The organism is Teredinibacter sp. KSP-S5-2, assembly GCF_032773895.1.
Classification (GTDB): domain Bacteria; phylum Pseudomonadota; class Gammaproteobacteria; order Pseudomonadales; family Cellvibrionaceae.
Genome location: NZ_CP120416.1, coordinates 2,602,814 through 2,622,387, shown reverse-complemented (window position 1 = coordinate 2,622,387; position 19,574 = coordinate 2,602,814). Strand labels below are relative to the sequence as shown.

Annotated in this window: 19 protein-coding genes; 6 read left to right on the top strand and 13 right to left on the bottom strand. The window is 43.1% G+C overall.

The features are described from left to right. Positions 1-21: 21 nt before the first annotated feature. Together guaA and P5V12_RS11410 are read left to right on the top strand one after the other, a co-directional pair. Positions 22-1,599 carry a glutamine-hydrolyzing GMP synthase gene (gene guaA / locus P5V12_RS11415; RefSeq protein ID WP_316953216.1) on the top strand — a complete coding sequence of 526 codons (1,578 nt, stop codon included), beginning with the start codon at positions 22-24 and terminating at the stop codon, positions 1,597-1,599. Positions 1,600-2,021: 422 nt separating this feature from the next. Further along, a complete protein-coding gene (locus P5V12_RS11410; RefSeq protein ID WP_316953215.1) occupies positions 2,022-2,699 on the top strand; it encodes a PEP-CTERM sorting domain-containing protein in 678 nt (225 codons plus the stop codon). A gap of 246 nt (positions 2,700-2,945) precedes the next feature. Here P5V12_RS11410 and P5V12_RS11405 read toward each other — a convergent pair whose 3' ends face one another. Beyond that, on the bottom strand, positions 2,946-3,923 hold the full coding sequence (locus P5V12_RS11405) for a GlxA family transcriptional regulator (protein WP_316953214.1): 978 nt from the start codon (positions 3,921-3,923) through the stop codon (positions 2,946-2,948). Between the two features lie 119 nt (positions 3,924-4,042). On the opposite strand from P5V12_RS11405, the gene P5V12_RS11400 reads away from it, so the two are divergent. Continuing rightward, a complete protein-coding gene (locus tag P5V12_RS11400; RefSeq protein ID WP_316953213.1) occupies positions 4,043-4,684 on the top strand; it encodes an HD domain-containing protein in 642 nt (213 codons plus the stop codon). Positions 4,685-4,767: 83 nt separating this feature from the next. Here P5V12_RS11400 and P5V12_RS11395 read toward each other — a convergent pair whose 3' ends face one another. The 3 genes from P5V12_RS11395 to P5V12_RS11385 all read right to left on the bottom strand — a co-directional run bounded on the left by P5V12_RS11395 (position 4,768) and on the right by P5V12_RS11385 (position 7,296). Further along, positions 4,768-5,547 (bottom strand): YggS family pyridoxal phosphate-dependent enzyme, encoded by a 780-nt coding sequence (locus tag P5V12_RS11395; protein ID WP_316953212.1) that lies wholly within the window; start codon positions 5,545-5,547, stop codon positions 4,768-4,770. Positions 5,548-5,629: 82 nt separating this feature from the next. Further along, a complete protein-coding gene (locus tag P5V12_RS11390; RefSeq protein WP_316953211.1) occupies positions 5,630-6,511 on the bottom strand; it encodes a dihydrodipicolinate synthase family protein in 882 nt (293 codons plus the stop codon). Between the two features lie 11 nt (positions 6,512-6,522). Continuing rightward, entirely contained in the window at positions 6,523-7,296 is a 774-nt protein-coding gene (locus tag P5V12_RS11385) for an aldolase (RefSeq protein ID WP_316953210.1), read from the bottom strand. 111 nt (positions 7,297-7,407) lie between these two features. On the opposite strand from P5V12_RS11385, the gene P5V12_RS11380 reads away from it, so the two are divergent. Both P5V12_RS11380 and P5V12_RS11375 read left to right on the top strand, forming a co-directional pair. Beyond that, positions 7,408-8,871: a PLP-dependent aminotransferase family protein gene (locus P5V12_RS11380; protein WP_316953209.1), complete on the top strand. Its 1,464-nt coding sequence runs from the start codon at positions 7,408-7,410 to the stop codon at positions 8,869-8,871. 261 nt (positions 8,872-9,132) lie between these two features. Then, positions 9,133-9,357 carry a hypothetical protein gene (locus P5V12_RS11375; protein WP_316953208.1) on the top strand — a complete coding sequence of 75 codons (225 nt, stop codon included), beginning with the start codon at positions 9,133-9,135 and terminating at the stop codon, positions 9,355-9,357. 348 nt (positions 9,358-9,705) lie between these two features. Here P5V12_RS11375 and P5V12_RS11370 read toward each other — a convergent pair whose 3' ends face one another. The 8 genes from P5V12_RS11370 to P5V12_RS11335 form a co-directional block, all read right to left on the bottom strand. Next, complete coding sequence (locus P5V12_RS11370; protein ID WP_316953207.1) at positions 9,706-10,242, bottom strand: hypothetical protein; 537 nt, start codon at positions 10,240-10,242, stop codon at positions 9,706-9,708. A 527-nt stretch (positions 10,243-10,769) separates the two neighbouring features. Continuing rightward, positions 10,770-11,513, bottom strand: coding sequence for a fumarate/nitrate reduction transcriptional regulator Fnr (gene fnr, locus P5V12_RS11365; RefSeq protein WP_316953206.1), 744 nt, complete (start codon positions 11,511-11,513; stop codon positions 10,770-10,772). A gap of 190 nt (positions 11,514-11,703) precedes the next feature. Further along, complete coding sequence (locus tag P5V12_RS11360; RefSeq protein ID WP_316953205.1) at positions 11,704-12,618, bottom strand: hypothetical protein; 915 nt, start codon at positions 12,616-12,618, stop codon at positions 11,704-11,706. A 70-nt stretch (positions 12,619-12,688) separates the two neighbouring features. Further along, positions 12,689-13,396, bottom strand: a complete 708-nt coding sequence (cobB, locus tag P5V12_RS11355) for a Sir2 family NAD+-dependent deacetylase (protein WP_316953204.1) — start codon at positions 13,394-13,396, stop codon at positions 12,689-12,691. 5 nt (positions 13,397-13,401) lie between these two features. Then, on the bottom strand, positions 13,402-14,721 hold the full coding sequence (gene yegQ / locus P5V12_RS11350) for a tRNA 5-hydroxyuridine modification protein YegQ (protein WP_316953203.1): 1,320 nt from the start codon (positions 14,719-14,721) through the stop codon (positions 13,402-13,404). 65 nt (positions 14,722-14,786) lie between these two features. Beyond that, positions 14,787-15,563, bottom strand: coding sequence for a glutaminyl-peptide cyclotransferase (locus tag P5V12_RS11345; RefSeq protein WP_316953202.1), 777 nt, complete (start codon positions 15,561-15,563; stop codon positions 14,787-14,789). Next, on the bottom strand, positions 15,563-16,351 hold the full coding sequence (locus P5V12_RS11340; protein ID WP_316953201.1) for a GGDEF domain-containing protein: 789 nt from the start codon (positions 16,349-16,351) through the stop codon (positions 15,563-15,565). Before P5V12_RS11340 ends, P5V12_RS11345 begins: the two co-directional genes overlap by 1 nt. Positions 16,352-16,488: 137 nt before the next feature. Beyond that, positions 16,489-17,385 (bottom strand): TIGR01777 family oxidoreductase, encoded by an 897-nt coding sequence (locus tag P5V12_RS11335; protein ID WP_316953200.1) that lies wholly within the window; start codon positions 17,383-17,385, stop codon positions 16,489-16,491. 247 nt (positions 17,386-17,632) lie between these two features. Between P5V12_RS11335 and P5V12_RS11330 the strand changes: the two genes are divergently transcribed. After that, complete coding sequence (locus P5V12_RS11330) at positions 17,633-18,910, top strand: endonuclease/exonuclease/phosphatase family protein (RefSeq protein ID WP_316953199.1); 1,278 nt, start codon at positions 17,633-17,635, stop codon at positions 18,908-18,910. Positions 18,911-19,119: 209 nt separating this feature from the next. On the opposite strand, the gene P5V12_RS11325 is transcribed toward P5V12_RS11330, so the two are convergent. Further along, positions 19,120-19,437, bottom strand: coding sequence for a DUF6763 family protein (locus P5V12_RS11325; RefSeq protein WP_316953198.1), 318 nt, complete (start codon positions 19,435-19,437; stop codon positions 19,120-19,122). Between the last annotated feature and the right edge of the window lie 137 nt (positions 19,438-19,574).

The window sequence follows — 19,574 nt, the reverse complement described above, 5'->3', positions numbered from 1 at the left end:
TTAAATTAGACAGAAGCGCTTATGTCCATTGATATCCACGCTCAGCGTATCCTTATTCTTGATTTTGGCTCTCAGTACACTCAACTCATCGCTCGTCGTGTACGGGAAATTGGTGTTTATTCTGAGATTCGTGCTTTTGATATGACGGATGAAGAAATTCGTGAATTTAACCCTAAAGGTATTATTCTCGCCGGTGGCCCGGAATCTGTGACAGAAGGGCAGTCGCCCAGAGCCCCTGAAGTGGTCTTTACCCTTGGCGTACCTGTATTGGGAATCTGCTATGGCATGCAGACTATGGCCGAACAGCTTGGTGGTAAGGTTGAAGGGTCGAATATCCGTGAGTTTGGCTATGCTCAGGTAAAAGTAGAGGGTGAAAGTCGCCTTTTTCAGGATATCAAAGACCATGTAAGTCATGACGGTGAAGCGTTGCTGGATGTGTGGATGAGCCACGGCGATAAAGTGGTACAAATGCCAGAAAGCTTTCAATTAATGGCTTCCACCGATTCTTGTGCTATTGCTGGTATGTACAACGAAGAAAAGCGTTTCTACGGGGTACAGTTCCACCCTGAAGTGACACACACTCTTCAAGGGAAACGTATTTTTGAGCATTTTGTACTGCAACTTTGTGAGTGTGAAGCGCTTTGGACTCCGGCCAATATTGTTGAAGATGCGATAGAACGTGTTCGCGATCAAGTTGGAAAAGACAAAGTTTTACTTGGTTTGTCTGGCGGCGTGGATTCCTCTGTTGTCGCAGCACTTTTACACCGAGCTATTGGTGATCAGCTGACATGCGTTTTTGTGGATAACGGACTTCTGCGCAAGAATGAAGGCGACCAGGTGATGGACATGTTTGCTAAAAACATGGGCGTCAAAGTTATTCGTGCAGATAAAGAAGCCATGTTCCTTGATAACTTGAAAGGTGTTCAGGACCCGGAACAAAAACGAAAAATTATTGGTAATAAGTTTATCGACGTATTTGAAGAAGAAGGGAAAAAGCTTCAAGGCGTTAACTGGTTGGCGCAAGGTACAATCTACCCAGACGTTATTGAGTCTGCGGCGGCCAAAACCGGGAAAGCGCATGTGATTAAATCCCACCATAATGTGGGTGGTTTGCCTGACAAAATGGAAATGGAACTGGTTGAACCGTTACGTGAGTTATTTAAAGACGAAGTGAGAAAGATTGGTTTAGAACTTGGCCTACCATACGATATGGTTTACCGTCATCCATTCCCTGGGCCAGGTTTAGGTGTTCGCATTCTCGGTGAAGTGAAAAAAGAATATGCCGACATTCTTCGCGAGGCAGACGCAATTTTTATTCAGGAATTACATGAGTCAGGTTGGTACCACAAAACCAGTCAGGCATTTGCCGTATTCCTGCCTGTTAAATCCGTTGGTGTTGTTGGTGATGCGCGTCGCTACGAGTGGGTAATTGCCTTACGTGCGGTAGAAACCATAGATTTCATGACGGCTCGTTGGGCACATCTGCCATATGAGTTATTGGAGAAAGTATCCAATAGAATTATTAACGAAATCTCTGGTGTTTCTCGCGTGACTTACGATGTGTCCAGTAAACCACCTGCTACTATTGAGTGGGAATAGGGCATTATTAAATAATTTTATCCGCTGAGAAATTACAATATTGTTTTATTTCTCAGCGGAATATTTCTTTTTTAAGCAAAACATAGTGTCCAGTTGTCGGCAGTCATGCCTGATTTTGTTTTATTTTCTAGCCTATAAAGTTTTTCTACCTCTCTTGATTCGTAATTAAATCTAACGCCTCTTAATAATTATATAAATGCTTTCCGTTTAGGCCTTTGGTAATAATTCGTATTTACGAATGCATTGAATTTTAAGTCATAACAGTTGTTCTTGGCTTGTCAGTTTTTTTTACAGGAATAATTATTCATTTCATCCAAGTTAAATATAACCTGTTGATCTGAATCGTTTTTTTTTCACTGGTACAGTAATTGCTGAATGGTGAAATACCATTAACGACAAGCAATAATTAAGGGATACATAATATGACAATAAGAAAAGTGGTTGCGTTGTTTACTTTATCAATCATGTCTTCGGTCGCATTAGCATTACCTGTTTCTGTGAGTAATGTAGTGTCATCAGATCCACTGATGGAAGATTTCTCTACTTTGCCTTCCGGTGCGAGCGCCTATTTTGATGGAAATGGTGTTTCGGTTGGTGAGCACTTTGTTGGTCAAACTGTAATTGATCCAGGTGGTAGCGGGTTTGAAACAGTTTCCGGTACTCCGACTGGTTCTTTGACTCTGGGCACAACTTCTGCGAACGATGGTATCTGGGCGATACAAGGTGCAGCTGGCCTTGCTGGTGGGATAGCCGGTAGTGATATCGGTGAAGGTGTTGTTTCTATGTTGTTCGACTACGATATTTTTAGTCTAGGCATGCTTATTGGTGGTGCTGAAGCAAATGGTGCTGCAACATTTGATTTTTTTGCTAGAGATGGTTCTTTAGTGGATAGCTTGTCTATGGCTGTCTTCAACGAAAACTACACATTCAGCTCCACAGTTGCTTTCGCTGGTGTGACAATCAGTAACACAGACCCAGCAGGTATTGCATACGATAACTTACGTTTTGCCTCTGAACCTGTTTCTGTGCCAGAACCAAGTTCTATTGCTCTGATGCTATTGGGGTTGTTGGGCTTAGGTATACGCCGAATTAAGGGCTAAGTTCTAGAGCATTAAATTCTAGGGGAATAAGTTCTGTATGTTGTAGGGCTTACTCCTCTTGGATTTTTTATAAATATACTTTGTAATTGTTTGAAGTTATTTTTTGTTGTCTATGCTTTATCTTCTATTAACTCTACCTATACATAGTCTTTTAGATAAATAAAAACGCTGCTTTAAAAAGTTTCTATTTTATTTATTCTGATACGTCTGCTAGTTCGAGTGGATGTTCATTTGTATAAGTGTTTTCTATTCTTTTTTCTTCATTAACGAAAAATGTTTTCGGTATTCTGCTGGTGTCACGCCCACAAGAGAAACGAAAGCTCGCCTTAGCGTATCTGAATTGGCAAAGCCACAAAGCGCGGCTATTTGTTTTGGAGCGAAATTTCCTTGTTCAAGTAATCGACGAGCCGCTTCTATCCGTGCCTCTTTGATCCAGTTTGCCGGAGTGATACCCACTTCATCGCGAAACATTCGTGAAAAGTGGCGTCGACTTAAGTTTAGGCGTTGCGCGAGGCTGGAAATTGTATGGTCAAGGTTCGGGTTAGCCGCAATCCATCGCTGTAACTCCTGAAGTGCTGAGCGACCTGCCGGAACAGCTTCCCGATTCCGGCTAAACTGTATTTGGCCTCCAGGCCGTTTAAAAAACATGACGAGCTGACTTGCAACCCGCTTGGCTATTTCGTTACCAAGGTCTTCTTCTACAAGAGAAAGAGCAAGATCAAGCCCAGCGGTAACTCCCGCAGCGGTGCGTGACGGTCCGTCACTAATATAAATTGCATCTTTTTCAACAATAAGCTCAGGGTATTGTTCAGCGAGCTGTTCGGCATGAGCCCAGTGAGTCGTAACTCTTCGTCCGTTAAGTAAACCGGTAGCAGCCAGAAAGAATGCGCCAGTACAGACTGAACCATAACGTTTGGTCTTGGGGATTTGCTCCGAGAGCCAGTCGGTTAGTGCATTATTTTCATTGATTTTCTCGGCGTTTGGGCAACCCGCAACGAGTAAAGTATCGATAGATTCCTCGTCCTTAGATGAGAAGGTTAAGTCAGGGATCAAACGAACACCCGATGAACTGCGAACAGGTTCAGGTCCGTGAGATGCGATTAAAAGTCGATATGCTTGATATTTTGCTTGAATATTAGCTTCTGCGAAGACATCCAGCGGACCTGATACATCGAGTAGTTGGACTCCTTGTACCGCGGCGATAACGATGCTTTTGGTTTTCATTGGTAATGATGGCTCTCACGATCTGAAATTGTCCTTTTAAGACGTATTAAGTCGATTGAGGACATGTTAACCCCAATTTATTCTATCTGCACATAGAAATTTAATTGGAGGTACATAATATGGCTCGTATCAGTAAAGAGATTTCCATTCCTGACTCTAACCTGGCCAGGGCTGTCACTGAGTATATTCGTGATACTGAGACGGAATTATTGTTCAACCATTCCAGCCGGGTTTACTGTTTTGGTGTTTTGTCTGGTTTGAAAAGAGAGTTGAAGTTTGATCGCGAGTTGCTTTACACCGGTGCTATGTTCCACGATATTGGATTGATGCCAAGCCATAGTAGTGAGAATGAGCGGTTTGAAGTGGATGGCGCTCACGCCGCTCGTGATTTTTTACGCAGTTATGGTATTCCTGAAGATGACGTCTACACCGTTTGGACTGCGATTGCCTTACATACTACTCCAGGGGTACCTGTCCATATGCATCCGGTCGTTGCACTTGTTACCGCCGGGGTTGAAATGGACGTGCTTGGTTTAACATATCAGGAGTTCAGTGAGGAAGACAGAAATGCGATTGTTAAAGCATTTCCTCGAACGCCAGATTTTAAAGAAAATATCATTCAGTCTTTTTACGAAGGAATTAAGCATAAGCCTGACACGACTTTTGGGAATGTGAAAGCGGATGTTATTGCTGATAAAGAAGAACACTATCATCGTGGGAATTTTTGCAGTGTAATTCGTTGCTCTGCATGGAAAGATTAAGTACGGTTGCTGCTATAGCTTTCTCGATTTTTTCGGCAAGGCTATAGCGCTACAATTGAGTAGGATAAATAACGATACTAAAATTATTTAGGCCAATAATAGCTGTCAGGTAAACTCCGTGCGCCGAATATTGCCTGGCCAATTCGTAATACCGTTGCTCCTTCTTTAATTGCGATTTTGTAGTCTCCAGACATCCCCATAGAGAGTTCGTTCAGTTCAATACCTGCCGGCGTTTTTTGTCGTAATTGATTGCGTAAGTTTCGTAATGTAGAAAAACACATTCGAATTTGTTCTGCATTTCTGTTATTTATCGCGAGGGTCATTAATCCTTTTACTTGTAGGGAAGAAAACACGGGGAGTTGTTTGATGAATGCTTCCACGTGATCCGGCTCTAAACCGTATTTGCTTTTCTCTCCAGATGTATTGACCTGAATGTACACATTCAGAGAGCGCCCCTCCATTTGTAGTCTACGATCAAGTTCTTTTGCAAGGTGAAGACTATCCAGAGCATGAAATTCACTGGCAAAACGAGCAACGTACTTCGCTTTATTGGTTTGCAGATGCCCAATAATCGCCCAGTGTAGATCTGGTATGTCACAGGTTTCTTGATATTTTTTCTGGGCTTCCTGAACTTTATTTTCGCCAAATGTTGTACAGCCTATGGCATAGGCTAAACGAATATATTCAGAGCTAAATGTTTTGCTGACGGGTAAAAGTCGAACGCTCTTGCTGCTCCGATTTGATGTTTTACATGTGCTTTCAATTTGATGTTGTACTGCTAACAGATTTTTCTGGATATTCTGAAGAGAGTGTTCTTTATCAAAAATCGACTCTGTGTTTTCTGTATCTGTGTCTTTCTGCATGATGGTCATAAAAAATAAATAGGCATAGATGTTGAGATGGTCAGAATATCAGACTTCTACGCCGATACTCTGACCATAAGGTTTAACCTTCGATACTAACGAGCATCTGTTGAAGCTTTTTCCGTTCAGTCGCGTCAGCACTATGCAAGGGTTTACGTGGTTGACCAGCGTCTATTCCTTTTACAGATAAGCCTGCCTTGATGGTTTTGGGTAACCCACCGGCAACAATGTAACGCAGGAGTGGAAGTTGCTGATAAAAAACTTCTTGGGCGTCTGCTAATTTACCTTCCTTCACTTTCTCGTAAAGCGTCTTCGGCAGCTTGCCGAGCAAATTTGGTGCGGCTGTGCACCAGCCACTTGCTCCGGCACATAGCGCAGCAAAAGCGAGAGGGTTGCTACCATTAAAGAATGGCAGTTTACCGGAAGATAGCTTATAGATTCGGTGCATCCGTTGAATATCGCCGGTACTTTCCTTCACCATTTTTATATTAGGTATTTCAAAAAACATGCTCACTATCAGTTCCGGGGACATGTCGACACCACTGGTCGCCGGGTTGTTATAAACCATTATTGGCAGAGAAGTTGAGTCAGAGATTGCCTGATAGTAATCGTAAATTTCCTGATCGGTTAGTTTCCAATACGAGACGGGAATAACCATAATGCCATCGGCACCAATCATTTCCGCATATTTTGCTTTTACAATCGCCTGCTCGGTGGTCAGTTCGGAAATCCCAATAATAACGGGAACGCGTTGAGCCGCTTGTTTGACCGAAAACTCGGCCACCTGTTTCCATTCGTTCAGAGAAAGATAGGAACTCTCTCCTGTGCTACCAAGAGGTGCGATAGCATCACTGCCATTGCGGATTAAAAGCTCAATCGTTTCCGCGAGAATAGGGTAGTTAATACCTTGCTCGTCTTCTGTAAAAGGGGTGATAGGGTAAGCGATAATACCGGATAAGTTCATCAGAGGGTTCCTTATATGCAATTAGGGTGGTTTTTAAGTGCTTGTCTGGCGTAGTAAGAAAAGTTCACTTGATTACGTTTTGGCGTTGAAACCCAATCGTGAGCTTCGGCTGCGAGTTCCATTGGTAATGGTTGGATTTGACCGGCAGACATTGCCAGCAGCTGTAAACGCGCAGCGCGCTCGATTAATATTGCGAGATTGCAAGCTTCCTCGATTGTTTTCCCGACGACTAACTGACCGTGGTGAGCCAATAGAACTGCACGTTTAGATCCGAGGGCTTTAGAAATAATCATGCCTTCTTCATTCCCGACAGGAACGCCAGGCCATTCATTTAAAAAGGCGCAATCCTGAAATAAAGCGCAAGTGTCCATCTGGGCAATCGTTAGTGGCACACGCAGCATCGAAAGCGCCGCGACATGAGTGGGGTGGGTGTGGATGATGCAATTCACATCCGGGTGTTCGTTGTAAATCCAGGTATGAAAGCGATTTGCTGGATTGGCCATGCATTGCCCATCAAGCGGTTTCAAGTCTTGGTCCACGGTTAACAGGTTTTCTGCTGTGATTTCATCAAAACCTAAACCAAAGCGTTGGGTGATAAACGTTTGGGGAGTGTCTGCGCGGCAGGTAATTTGCCCGGCCAAACCAGCGTCGTGGCCTTTATCAAAAAGGATACGACAGGTTAATGCGAGCTTTTGATTATCACTCAGCTCCAGGTCTTGGGTGAGGTTCATACTGTTTTGAGCTTGCTGCATCAGTTGCTCTTTTGCCAGAGAGGCTGTTTTCATGGGGGACTCCGCGAGTGGTTGTGTTTCTTAACAAGAAGCGGCAGACTATCGATTTGCTGGACCACTAATAACATCCAGTTTTTAAATGTATTCTGGTCCAGAGGAGGGGAGATGCTTAGACCTTGGCAAACTAAACTGTGGCTGAAGGACTGTGATGGTGAGTCCATACATGCCAAGCTGGTTAATCGGTTAACTGCAGATATTCAAAAAGGTCGGTTGACACCGGGAATGATGATTCCCGGGTCTCGTTCGATGGCTCAACAGCTTGGGATAAATCGAAAAACCGTGCAGTCCGCCTACGAGGAGTTAGAGGCACAAGGCTGGCTTGTTTCTCAGGCAAGAAGGGGAACGTTTGTTTCGGATGTTCTTCCTGAGCAAGAGATCTCTATTGAAAACCTCAGGCTTTTGGATATTGCGCGAGAAACACGAAGCGCTGGGGGATTACTTTCTGAGCTCTATCAAGATGTGTTGTCCGGTGTGGAAGCCGTGTTTGGTGCAAATGATGGTATTCCCGATGTGAGATTGATTCCCTATGAGGTACTGTCGCGAGCTTATCGCCGAGCGTTAATTCAATCTGTGCGGCAAAGAAGTTTAGGTTATGGCGACCCACGGGGAACGAAAGAGTTGCGGTTGGCAATTCAAAGAATGCTCAAAATGGAACGTTTTGTTCATGTCGAACTTGAACAAATATGTACTGTTCGCGGCAGCCAAATGGGGATATTTATTGCTTCCAGAGTACTGGACCCGAAGAAAGGGGTAATTGTTCTGGAAGAGTTAAGTTATCCGCCAGCGCAGGCGTCCTTTGAATCTTGTGGCTTTGAGGTCGTGCGTTGCAGAATTGATGAGCATGGGTTGGATATTGAAGATTTGCAGCGTATTTTGGCAGAGCACCAAGTCGCTGGCTTATATACTACCCCTCACCATCAATACCCGACAACCGTGTGTATGTCGATGGAGCGGCGTTTGAAGTTATTATCGCTGTCTCGATCGCACAGGTTCTCTATCGTTGAAGACGATTACGATCATGAATTTCATTATGAAAGTCGACCCATTCCCCCATTAGCGAGTCTTCCTGAATCTGAAAATGTTATTCATATCGGATCGTTATCGAAGGTCTTTGCACCTGGGTTGCGTTTGGGGTATATGGTGGCGGACCAACATTTTATAGATCGTGCAGCACAGGAGATTTTGTTAATCGATCGGCAGGGAAATTCAGTCACTGAGCTGGCTCTGGCCGAGTTAATGGATTCAGGAGAAGTCAAAAAGCATATTCGCAAAACTCGAAAGCTGTATCAGTCTCGAAGAGATTTTTCTATCCAGGAATTTCTACGGGTATTTGGAGAAGATGTTTCGTTTTCTGTGCCAGCGGGAGGAATGGCAATATGGGTAAACATCGAAAACTTGATAGACGAACGCAATATAGAAAAACTCAAACATAGTGATTTTCATACGGAAACTCTTTTTGGCAAAGAGGGTGAGAAAAGTAACCATATTCGATTTGGTTTTGGCGCTTTGACGGAGCAAGAAATATCATCTTCAATCAAACAGTTGTCTATTCTTTTGCATAGAAATTAAAAATAAGAAATGAGTGATTTTATTTATCAGGTTTTTCTTATAAATAAGATGTTCGTTTTTTGGAAATGGTGAAAGGCTAAATTAATAATTATTTGCTGTTGAAGTGGCTATTGATGAGAATAAACACTATCTTTGGTGATGTAATACGGTTGTTTTTTTCCATTTTCTACTAGAAATTCACTATGCTCAAGAGTAAAGTGCGCCCAGTAATTTCGGTGCTGTCACCCGATCAAATCAGAGTAACTCGATGGAGAGGCTAAGATGGACTTTGACGCTTGGAATGTGGATCTAGCATCCGCATCTGCTTATCATAATTCTGGCTTTCGCCTTGCTGTTGAGGGAAGTCCCTCACAACCCGAAGGTGTTATACCTAGCCATTTTCCTGAAGATTCTTCTGCTGTTGAACAGGTTCGACTAATTCGAGCAGGTTTAAAAGCGATCATGGATGCTGCACAAAAAGCTCAAAGAAAAGAGCTGGAATGCTAATTTTTGGATTATTTTAGTCGAGAATACGGCAAGTTATCTTATATGCAGGATCAGCTATAAATCGATTGTGATTGATATGATCTTAAGGGTTGGCTTCAAAAGAACAGAAACACATAAAAAATAAACAGGTGAGTAGTGCTGTTCGTCGAGTTTACATTTAACTATTAAGGTTTGTTCTTTAGCTAATCACAGGGCAGAGGGCTACATATTCCCGCAAGTTCCACTCAATAGTAACCACTTATAGTTTTTACTTCCGAATACTGCAATTGAATCGTGTTGAAATTGAAAACAAAAAAAACGACAGTGTGAACTGTCGTTTTTTTTGTGAGAGACATGAGTTACAGAATATTATCGTGAAACATATTTCCCTTTAAGGTGCATAAGTGTTTTGTGATCGTCCACCAGTTTGAGCAAACTATCAAATCGACTTCTGACCTGAGCCGCAGAATCATCGCCATATTCATTTGAATATGTCGCCCCAGCAATCAAGGCATCCAGCTCCTTGGTGACGGAATCCATCGCGGCGAAAATTTGTCCGGTGGTTTTACTGTCATCAAAGATGCGGCCCTTACCGGTAAGCTTCATATACTCATCGCATTCTGCTAACCAGTCTTTGCGTTGATTGACGAAGCTTTTGATATTTTTTAGCGGACCTTTGTAACGAGTGTCAATTTCGCCATCTCGGTATTTTTCAAGGCTCGGTATGGCTGAAGCCATGAACTGTGTACGAGTGTCTTCGCAGAAATTCCAGGACAGGTAACCTGGAAAATTTACATTATGTGTTGCCTGGGCTTCTTCTTTTTTGCACTTTTCGTCGCATCCAAACGCCGCTGAAGACCCAACTAACAAGCCAAGAATTGATAATATGAAAGCTAGATATTTCATAGCAGCCACCCTGCCGTGTTTAATATTGTTTACAAAAAGTACGACCTCTGTATTAATTAAAAGTCGCACCAAAATAATTGTCAAGAAAATTGTGACACAGTTCCTTGTTGCTTATTCTTATTTGAAATTTAAAAGATGATATGGGTGACTGTAAGTTTTAAAAGGCGCTTTTTTCGCATTAATGCGTAATGTATGCATCCCAGCTTAACTTATTGAAAAGTATAGTAATTCTCATTTTTAATAGGTTAAACGGAATTACGTGGATTGTTTTTATATTATTTTATTCTGAATAAAATTTTTTACATCAGGTTGCTGAAAGAGTTTATAAAATAGTCAAAAAGCTATAAAAATGTTGCCTTAAGCGTCAATTCTGTTATTAAAGAAAGGTAGGGTGAATAATAAAATGGACTGGGAGCATTGGAAATAGGAGAGAAGCGGCTACTACTAAAGGCTGAGTTTGTTTTTTACCGGAAAACTGGCCATCGCTTCACACACGGTGGCCACTTTAATATTTCGTAGATTTTATCTTATATGGACGGGATCGAGGCCGTACTCTTTAGTTCATCCATATCTTTGATAACAACGTGTTTCTTGTCTAGCTCAATCATTCCCTGTTTGTGGAGACGGCTTAATACCCGACTAACGGTTTCAATGGTTAGTCCAAGGTAGTTCCCAATATCTGAGCGTGACATAGGCAAGTAGAACTCGTTAGCAGATAAGCCTCGATTACTATTTCGAGTCGAGATGCTAAGGAGCAGGGAAGCCACACGTTCATCTGCACTATTTTTGCTTAATAGAGTAATAAGTTGCTGATCGTGGGTAATCTCTTTACTCATTAACTGGAAAAAACGTCTTTGTAGATTAGGTAAGCGCGTGCTTAATTCTTCTAGACGGGTGAATGGAATTTCACATACCGCGGAAGTTTCCAGAGCAATGGCTGAATTACTGTGATTGTTTGTGGCTAAACCATCCATACCGATGAGTTCGCCTGGGAGATAAAAGCCGGTGACTTGTTCCTGCCCGTCTTGAGTAACCTTTATGGTCTTCACTGCACCTGAGCGCAATGCGTAAACGGATTTGAATTCGTTGCCTGCATGATATATGTGGTCGCCTTTTTGTACTGGTCGGCCACGCTGAATAATATCATCCAGCTTGTTTATATCTTCTATTTCTAAACTGATTGGTAAGCAAATCGAGGCAAGACGGCAGTCTGCACAATTTACTTGGGGGTTACTGTGACATCGGTGAGCGCTCAAAACATTTGTCGCCATAGGTAAATTAATCCCAAAAGCTTTTGCAAGCCTACTAGAGGTCTCGACAAAGAGACGAACATGTCATTTGTTTTAGTATAGACGCCTAAATAAACAGACGATAAAACAAATGTTTTGCGCGGCGAAGAATAAGCGAATTTGAGCAAAAAATAAAGGTCAAGCATAGCAACTTGCTGTTTTCCTTTATTTTTTAACGGTTTGCTTTAGAAAGTCGACCTTTTATACCCGAATTGACTGGAAGCTTGTCCGCTTGAATTGCATTTGAGTAACGTTCATGGTCGCAATAGTTCTGTAACAACTCATCATTTAAGTAACTGGTTCCTTCCGGGCCAATACTTAAACAGTTGTTTTGTACAGAAATATCCTGATCGTAGAGCACTGCTGTATTCCTAGGTTGGTCAGCTTTGTACTGATAGATTTCCGGTTTCCAGCAGTCTGTCAAGTCCAGTAATCCGGTCTGACTACCGAGGAAAATAAAATCAGGATGGCATTTTGCAGTTATGCCGGTGATAAGTTCTCGCATTTCTCCTAGACAATCTGCGTCAGTAATTTGGATTCCGACACAGGGGAAGTCGTATTTGCGGATGAGCTCTATTGCTGCAATGCAGTCTTCGAGGTCGTTTCCGCGTTGTGTTGCGCATATTTGGAATTGGTTAAAACCAAGACCTTTGAGCAGAGCTAATCCATCTTCGGACAAGTCTTCGATCTTGGAAACCGCACGATGCTGGCGCGCATCAGACTCTGACAGGTGGAATCTGGAAGCCAGGATGTGGCGAAACTCGGTCAGGTCGCTTGGAGCCAGATACAGGAAGGGATGTCTGATTTGCAAGACATCGACATCGCGCTTGCCCAGCAATCTGGACCATATCTCCAGTTCCTTAACCACCAAAGCGATGGCTGAGTGCTCTTCTTTAGAAACACTTTCCAAGCGTTTGGTGTTCAAGCAGACATTAACTAGCGCCCGCTTATCTTTCAGGTAACTGCTAATTCGAGTCAAAAGGCCCTCGTCAGCCCCGTTAATGTTGCGGGAGCCTACGGGCTTTAATTCGGTAACGTTTGATTTTGAGTTTTGTGTCTGCATGCGTGAAAGTCTAGAGAATTGCATCCATTTGCCCTTGATGGAAATCAACGGTTGCGAAATTCAGATCGAGGATCAGTAGAAAATAGGAGGTAGATTAAATAGAAAAGTAGCTGGGTACGATTTCTGTCGCAGGACCGTAGTGAGCAAATGCAAATGCGCTTTGAGTAAGGCTGGGTTCGAGGTTTAATTCCAGCGTGGTTGCACCCATGGCATTCGCCAATTGAACAAAGCCTGCAGCGGGATAAACGTTGCCCGAGGTTCCAATCGAAACAAATAAATCACAATGGCTTAATGCTTCTTCTATTTCATGCATGTGCATTGGAATTTCACCGAACCAGACGATGTTTGGTCGTAGACTTCCGGCGATCTTGCAGCAAGGGCAGTGAGTTTGGGTGGTTAGGTCTTCAGTCCATTGAAATACGATACCGGTGTTAATACAGCGAACCTGTAACAGTTCACCATGCATATGAATAACATTTTGGCTTCCGGCTTGCTCATGCAGGTTATCGACGTTCTGTGTGATTAAAGTAAATCCGCCGTTAAATTCGGCTTCAAATCTTGATAATGATTTATGCGCCAGATTGGGTTTGGCTTCTTCGAGAAGTTGATTTCTTCGCGCGTTGTAAAAGCTGTGGACTAATGCGGGGTTGATTTCAAAGGCTTCGGGAGTCGCCACTTCACTGACGTCGTGTCCTTCCCATAGTCCATTGTTGTCACGAAATGTTTTTAGGCCAGATTCTGCAGAAACCCCGGCACCGGTAAGAACAACGATTGAGTTATATTCTGAAAGAGGTTTCTGCATAGTTTTTATATATGGCGCATGACCATGGCATAGTCGAGTATAGAGCGGTCAAGCTCAGGGAGCTGAATTCGAACCTGATGGCCGGAGCCAGGAGCGATTTCAATTTTTTGTCCTTTGAGTGTTTCCAAAGTATCTAAACTAAAAGGCATATTACCAGTAGGGGTAATAAGTTCCAGGTCGTCACCGATTTCGAAACGGTTTTTCACTTCCAGTGATAGCCAACCGCTTTGTTCATCATAATCAATTACTTCACCAACAAATTGTTGCGCTTTATTGCTGGACACGCCGTTGTCATAATTCTGGTATTCGCTAGGAACATGCCGTCGATAAAAACCTTCGGTATAACCTCGATTGGCTAGATGCTCAAGTTCTCGCATTAGCTTCATATCAAATGGAATACCCGCTTCTGCGGCATCGATTGCTCGTCGGTAAACCTGAGCGGTACGTGCAACGTAGTAGTGAGATTTGGTTCTTCCTTCAATCTTTAAGGATTGCACTCCCATTTTTACCAAGCGTTCCACGTGTTGCACTGCTCTCAAATCTTTTGAGTTCATGATGTAAGTGCCGTGCTCATCTTCATATGCCGGCATGTATTCACCAGGGCGATTTCTTTCCTGCAATAAAACTGGCTGGACTTCGTTTTCCGGATCCCAGTTTTGCGCCGGTGAGCTATCAACTGCAATCAGATCACCAAAATCATTTTCTTTTGCTTCATGCGAGTTGTATTCCCAGCGGCATGAGTTAGTGCAAGCGCCCTGATTAGAATCGCGGTGCGTCATATAGCCTGATAACAGGCAACGGCCTGAGTAGGCAATACATAGCGCACCATGGACAAAAACCTCCAACTCAGTATCGGGGCATTGTTGACGAATCTCTTCAATTTCATCGAGCGATAGTTCTCGAGAAAGGATAACCCTTTCTATACCTTGGTTCGCCCAAAATTTTACCGTGGCATAGTTCACTGCATTAGCCTGGACACTCAGATGAACAGGTTGCTCTGGCCACTTTTCTCTCACCATCATAATCAGACCTGGATCGGACATGATTAATGCGTCGGGTTTCATTTCGATGACGGGTTCAAGGTCACGAAGATAACTTCTAACCTTGTCGTTGTGTGGTGATATGTTGCTTGCCAGATAGAACAGCTTGTCCTGCTGATGGGCTTCCTCTATTGCCGCTGCGAGGTTTTCTATCTTGTTAAATTCGTTGTTGCGAACACGCAGGCTATAGCGTGGTTGTCCAGCGTAAACGGCGTTAGCTCCGTAGGCGAAGGCGTAACGCATGCTCTTTAGGGTTCCCGCAGGAGAAAGTAATTCAGTAGCCATAGTAAAAATCAGAAAGAGTGAATTGCGCGCATTTTAGGCGTTTTAATAAAAAATGCCAGGGTATCTTAAGGGTTTTTGGTGGTTCCAGAGTCGAATTGAATCAAATAGCGTTTGGGCCAGAATTTGCCCGTTACCCAAAACGCGTCTGTGTCCAGGTCGTAAGCAATGCCGTTCAGGACATCTGCCTTAGGGTAAAGGTGAAATTTTGGCAACAATGCTTTCAAGTTGGCAACACCTTCAACAATGCCCGTATCGGGATGTATTTTTAGTATAAGTGGTTTCTGCCAGACATTAGCCCATATATAGCCCTTGGCATACTCAAGCTCATTGAGCCGTTGAACCGGGGTTCCCTGAAGCGAAACTGTGAGTGTATTTTCGACAGCAAAGTCTGAGAAACGACGGAAGAACAATGTGCTTGAGCCATCGCTCATGGCAAAGTGTTTCTCTGTATGTGTCAGGCCCCAGCCTTCTCCTGTGTATGAATATGTCTTTCCTGGTGAGAAAGTTTTTTTGTCGTAGGTAAGTAGCGTGCCATTTTTCCAACTCAGTACATAGACTGTATCCCCTCGAACGGTCAGTCCCTCGGCAAAAATATTTTTCGGCAAGTGGTACTTAAGTGATATCTGGTTTGTTTGCTTATCGTACACGGTGATATAGGACTCACCGAATAAACCGGATGACTCATACAGCATTTTTTGCTGAACGATAAAACCCTGAGTAAAGGCTTTCTCGTCATGGAGTTTTTCATCGAGAACCTTATAGGCCATAAGTGATGAGGCTGAGCAAAGGGGCGCGACAACAGCCATAAGGCCTAACAGGAATGTTGCATAGAAATTGTTCATTACACGGATTTTTTTTCCTTGGCTTCAATCGCGCCGTAAGAGGAGGCGCTGGGTGTAATGATTTTAACCTGTTGGTCGGGCTTTTGTTGAGGACTACTTAGAAAGTCGGAAATATACTGCAGCATTTTGATCAAACCACATTCTTTAGGGAGTATCAGTAGCGAAACTCTAAGGTCAGGGCGTGCGTGGTTACCTGAAAGTACCTGACGAAGTTTTCTTTGCAGTTGCTCAGTAAACTCCATTGCTGAACCTTCTGAGTCGAAGCGTTTGAATACGATAATGTCCCGGCTACTCCATCGAGTGCAGTACTCTATTGAGTTAAGGCTGTTTTTCACTACTTTTGAGATGTTTACCAGAAGTTTATCGCCACGTAAAAAACCATGTTGGTCGTTGATGGTTTTAAGATTGTTCAGGCTGACTGTTATAGCAAAAAAGGGAAGATCACCACTATCTTTTTTTGACTGTTCACTGATCTGATGAATAAATTCCTGCCGGTGAGGGAGGTCGGTCAGAGGGTCAACTTTAGATAGACGATTGGCTTCTGCATAAAGTATCGCCATATCTTTCTGGCGTCGATAGCTGTATATCGCCAGACATATGGTTAACGAGAAAAAAATAGGGACAATTTCATCCAACTCCCAGGTTTCATGGACTCGAGAGAATTGGTAAATTGATTCTAGAAGGTCTGCTTCTGAAAAAAGTGAAAAGAGAAAAACATTAACTGAAATAATTAATGCCAGTTCAATTTTGGCCTTTTGCTTTAACTGTTGTCTAATAGCTGCATCCATTTGAACCTTGCAACACTCCTGACTTTAACGACCCTGCGCGATCTTAGTCCAAACATTAGTTTAAAGTATGGTCTATAAAGGCGTGATGTGCGACAAATTAGCCGAAAAAACGACACTGGTCTATTGGCTTGGGAGTTTTACATTTTACTGATGCAGTTTGTCAGGGCCGGGTGTATTTTAGGGTAGGCAAAATTGAAACCGGAGTTGGATAGCTTAACCGGAATAACCTTTTGTCCTGTGAGCAATATTTCGCTCAATTCACCAAAAATTATTTTTAATACAAAAGGGGGTTGGTGGAGGTGTGCTGGTCTTTTTAACGATGAAGCAAGTGTCTTCGTAAACTCTGCGTTGGTGACCGGGTAGGGGGCTGTGAAATTGAATGCACCAAAGATCTGTGGGTGCTTTATCAGGTGAATAATACCATTGACCATATCTTCAATATGGATCCAGCTCATGTACTGTTCTCCCGAGCCCAGGTTCCCACCGAGCCCAAGCTTAAAAGGAAAATAGAGTTTCTGTAATAAGCCGCCTTCGTGACTTAATACTAAACCTGTACGAAGTATACAAACTCGAGTGTCTGGAGATAGTTGGAGTGCAGCCTGCTCCCATTGGTGGCATAAGTGATATGTATATTCATGGTGGGGTTTGGCTTGCTCATCAAGTGCTTCGCAGCCGTGTCGACCATAATAACCCACAGCTGAACCAGAGATAAAAGCGGTCAAGTTCATATTGTGCTTTTTAATCCATTCAACAAGATGGTTGGTGAAGTCAACCCTTGAGCTATACAGATGTTGTTTGCGTTGGGCAGACCAGCGTTTATCTGCAATGGGTTCGCCTGCAAGGTTGATAATTATGTCTATCTTGCTGTTGGGTGTTTGGTCAAAAGAGCTGATAAGCTCAATAGTATTTGGGAGTAGTTTTTCGGCCCGCAGGGGTGACCGACTGAGCCCTGAAACAGTATAACCTTCTGTTATTAGTGCTTTGCTTAACGCTCTGCCGATTAAACCGGAGATGCCGGTAATAAAAATATGCATGGCGGATACTACTCCAAATTTAGCTTTTAGTAATATACGCGGATTGCGTCGTTCAAGATGAGTTGATCATAAGTAAGTATAACGATTTCTATCGCTTTATCTGAGTAAATTGAGAGGTATCCTTATCGCATATTTGGACTTGTCTATTTGCCATAAATTTTTCATTGAATAATCATCCATTGTTAAAACAGTTTTCATACGCTCATACCATTCTGCCGGAACATATAAATGTTACGGAGAAAAATACATGTTCAATTGGCAAAAAATGTGTGCAGTCTGTGTGTTGCATGTTGTGCTGTGTGCGATGCCTGCGGTGGCAGATACATTGGTTTGTATGCCAACAGATGTGGATGGGGCGCTGAACAAGGCATCGGAAAGGTCTGTTCGGTTTGCTACATTCAATGCCTACCTAAACCGTTTTCAAGAAGGTGATTTGATTTCAGATCTGCAATCACAGGATAACAGTCAAATTCGGGCTGTAGCAGAAATTATTCAGCGAACTCACCCTGATGTTTTGTTACTGAATGAGTTTGATTACGACGAGTCCGGCACGGCAATAGCGTTGTTCCAAACCAATTACTTGTCGGTGCCACAAAACGGTCAGGCCGCGATTGAGTATCCTTATATTTACTTAGCTGAATCAAATACCGGGTTGGCGTCTGGTTATGATCTTGACAATGATGGTGTTGTGAATGGGGCTGGAGATGCTTTTGGTTTTGGTAGCTTCCCAGGACAGTACGGTATGGTGCTGCTATCCAAATTTCCGATAATTGATCGCCAGGTTCGTACTTTTCAGAAATTCTTATGGAAAGATATGCCGGGTGCGTTACTTCCGGATGACGCTCAAACGTCAGAGGTTCAAGATTATTACAATGACGAAGAGCTCAAGGTATTTCGTTTGTCCAGTAAAAGCCATTGGGATATCCCTTTGTGGATAAACGGTGCAGTTGTACACGTGTTAGCTGCGCATCCCACGCCTCCCGTATTTGATGGAATTGAAGATAGAAATGGACGACGTAATCACGATGAGATACGTTTTTGGGCGGATTATGTTAGTGGTAGCTGGCAATCAAAATATATCTATGATGACCAGGGGCGTCGAGGCGGTATTAAGGGCAGCAAAGCCTTTGTTATTCTCGGGGATTACAATGCCGACCCGATTGATGGAGACAGTACCAATAATGCAATTATGCAGTTGTTGTCTCATCCACGAATAGACACGCAAATGACGCCGGCCAGTCTCGGTGCGGATGAAGATGCCGAGTTGGAAGGGCAATATAATGATCTTCATATTGCTTCGCCGTTAATGGATACGGGTGATTTTAACCCTGCTAACCCCGGTAATTTGAGAGTGGATTATGTTTTGCCTTCCAAGCGAGGTTTAAAACCTGTTTGCGGCGGTGTTTTCTGGCCGAGAGAAAAAGATCAAACCCGCTATCTAGTGGGAAGTGGGTATCCCGTGGTGTCTTCTGACCATCATCTTGTCTGGTTTGATATTGAACCGAAAGGTTATTGGTACCAATAAAATAAAGTGCCAGGGATGGCGCGATATCTTACCGGGATTGGATGGAGTGGATTAGATATGCCGAATGATATGTTACTGAATATACACGTTTGATAAAAAAGTGTTGCAACTAGAAATCGGCAAACCAATGCTCTAGTTGTTATGACTTAATACGCTGCCTTGTACTGTTTTCAATACAGTAAATTAGCGGTTATGTTAAGTGCAAAGGTTTAAAAATCGAGATCGTCAAAGCCTCCAAAACTTTCGGGTTCAATAAATTCCAACGGGTTGCCTGAGAAAGAATCAACCTCGGCTTGCCAGCCATCATCAAAAGAGGGAAGACCGTATCCTGCGTTGGCATCTTCAGGCGCGGCGGCAGAAACTAAGGTTAATTGCCCCCATGATTCCATGTCGTATTCATCAATTGCGCCGTCAGCAAATTGGACTTCCACAGTCCCACCTTTTTCATCAACTGCGACCACTTCGAATACCTGATTACTCACAGCGTCTTGATACCACTCGCCGATAGTGGGAAACAAAGATGCCATAACAGCCTCCAAATATTTATTGGTTTGCTTAATTATTAAGCTAACACTAGTTCAGCAAAGTTGCAGCTTGTCTGGAACATATGTTTGACTGCGAACAAACATTGATTTGATTTATTATTCACAGTCTATCCCTTTGA

Coding starts and splice junctions, on each gene's coding strand:
- P5V12_RS11405 (WP_316953214.1), bottom strand. CDS start 3,923: ATGAAAACCAAAAGCATCGTTATCGCCGCGGTACAAGGAGTCCAACTA.
- P5V12_RS11370 (WP_316953207.1), bottom strand. CDS start 10,242: ATGAAATATCTAGCTTTCATATTATCAATTCTTGGCTTGTTAGTTGGG.
- P5V12_RS11385 (WP_316953210.1), bottom strand. CDS start 7,296: ATGAAAACAGCCTCTCTGGCAAAAGAGCAACTGATGCAGCAAGCTCAA.
- P5V12_RS11395 (WP_316953212.1), bottom strand. CDS start 5,547: ATGCAGAAAGACACAGATACAGAAAACACAGAGTCGATTTTTGATAAA.
- P5V12_RS11325 (WP_316953198.1), bottom strand. CDS start 19,437: ATGGCATCTTTGTTTCCCACTATCGGCGAGTGGTATCAAGACGCTGTG.
- fnr (WP_316953206.1), bottom strand. CDS start 11,513: ATGGCGACAAATGTTTTGAGCGCTCACCGATGTCACAGTAACCCCCAA.
- P5V12_RS11335 (WP_316953200.1), bottom strand. CDS start 17,385: ATGCATATTTTTATTACCGGCATCTCCGGTTTAATCGGCAGAGCGTTA.
- P5V12_RS11330 (WP_316953199.1), top strand. CDS start 17,633: ATGTTCAATTGGCAAAAAATGTGTGCAGTCTGTGTGTTGCATGTTGTG.
- yegQ (WP_316953203.1), bottom strand. CDS start 14,721: ATGGCTACTGAATTACTTTCTCCTGCGGGAACCCTAAAGAGCATGCGT.
- P5V12_RS11380 (WP_316953209.1), top strand. CDS start 7,408: ATGCTTAGACCTTGGCAAACTAAACTGTGGCTGAAGGACTGTGATGGT.
- P5V12_RS11410 (WP_316953215.1), top strand. CDS start 2,022: ATGACAATAAGAAAAGTGGTTGCGTTGTTTACTTTATCAATCATGTCT.
- P5V12_RS11360 (WP_316953205.1), bottom strand. CDS start 12,618: ATGCAATTCTCTAGACTTTCACGCATGCAGACACAAAACTCAAAATCA.
- P5V12_RS11340 (WP_316953201.1), bottom strand. CDS start 16,351: ATGGATGCAGCTATTAGACAACAGTTAAAGCAAAAGGCCAAAATTGAA.
- cobB (WP_316953204.1), bottom strand. CDS start 13,396: ATGCAGAAACCTCTTTCAGAATATAACTCAATCGTTGTTCTTACCGGT.
- P5V12_RS11400 (WP_316953213.1), top strand. CDS start 4,043: ATGGCTCGTATCAGTAAAGAGATTTCCATTCCTGACTCTAACCTGGCC.
- P5V12_RS11390 (WP_316953211.1), bottom strand. CDS start 6,511: ATGAACTTATCCGGTATTATCGCTTACCCTATCACCCCTTTTACAGAA.
- P5V12_RS11345 (WP_316953202.1), bottom strand. CDS start 15,563: ATGAACAATTTCTATGCAACATTCCTGTTAGGCCTTATGGCTGTTGTC.
- guaA (WP_316953216.1), top strand. CDS start 22: ATGTCCATTGATATCCACGCTCAGCGTATCCTTATTCTTGATTTTGGC.
- P5V12_RS11375 (WP_316953208.1), top strand. CDS start 9,133: ATGGACTTTGACGCTTGGAATGTGGATCTAGCATCCGCATCTGCTTAT.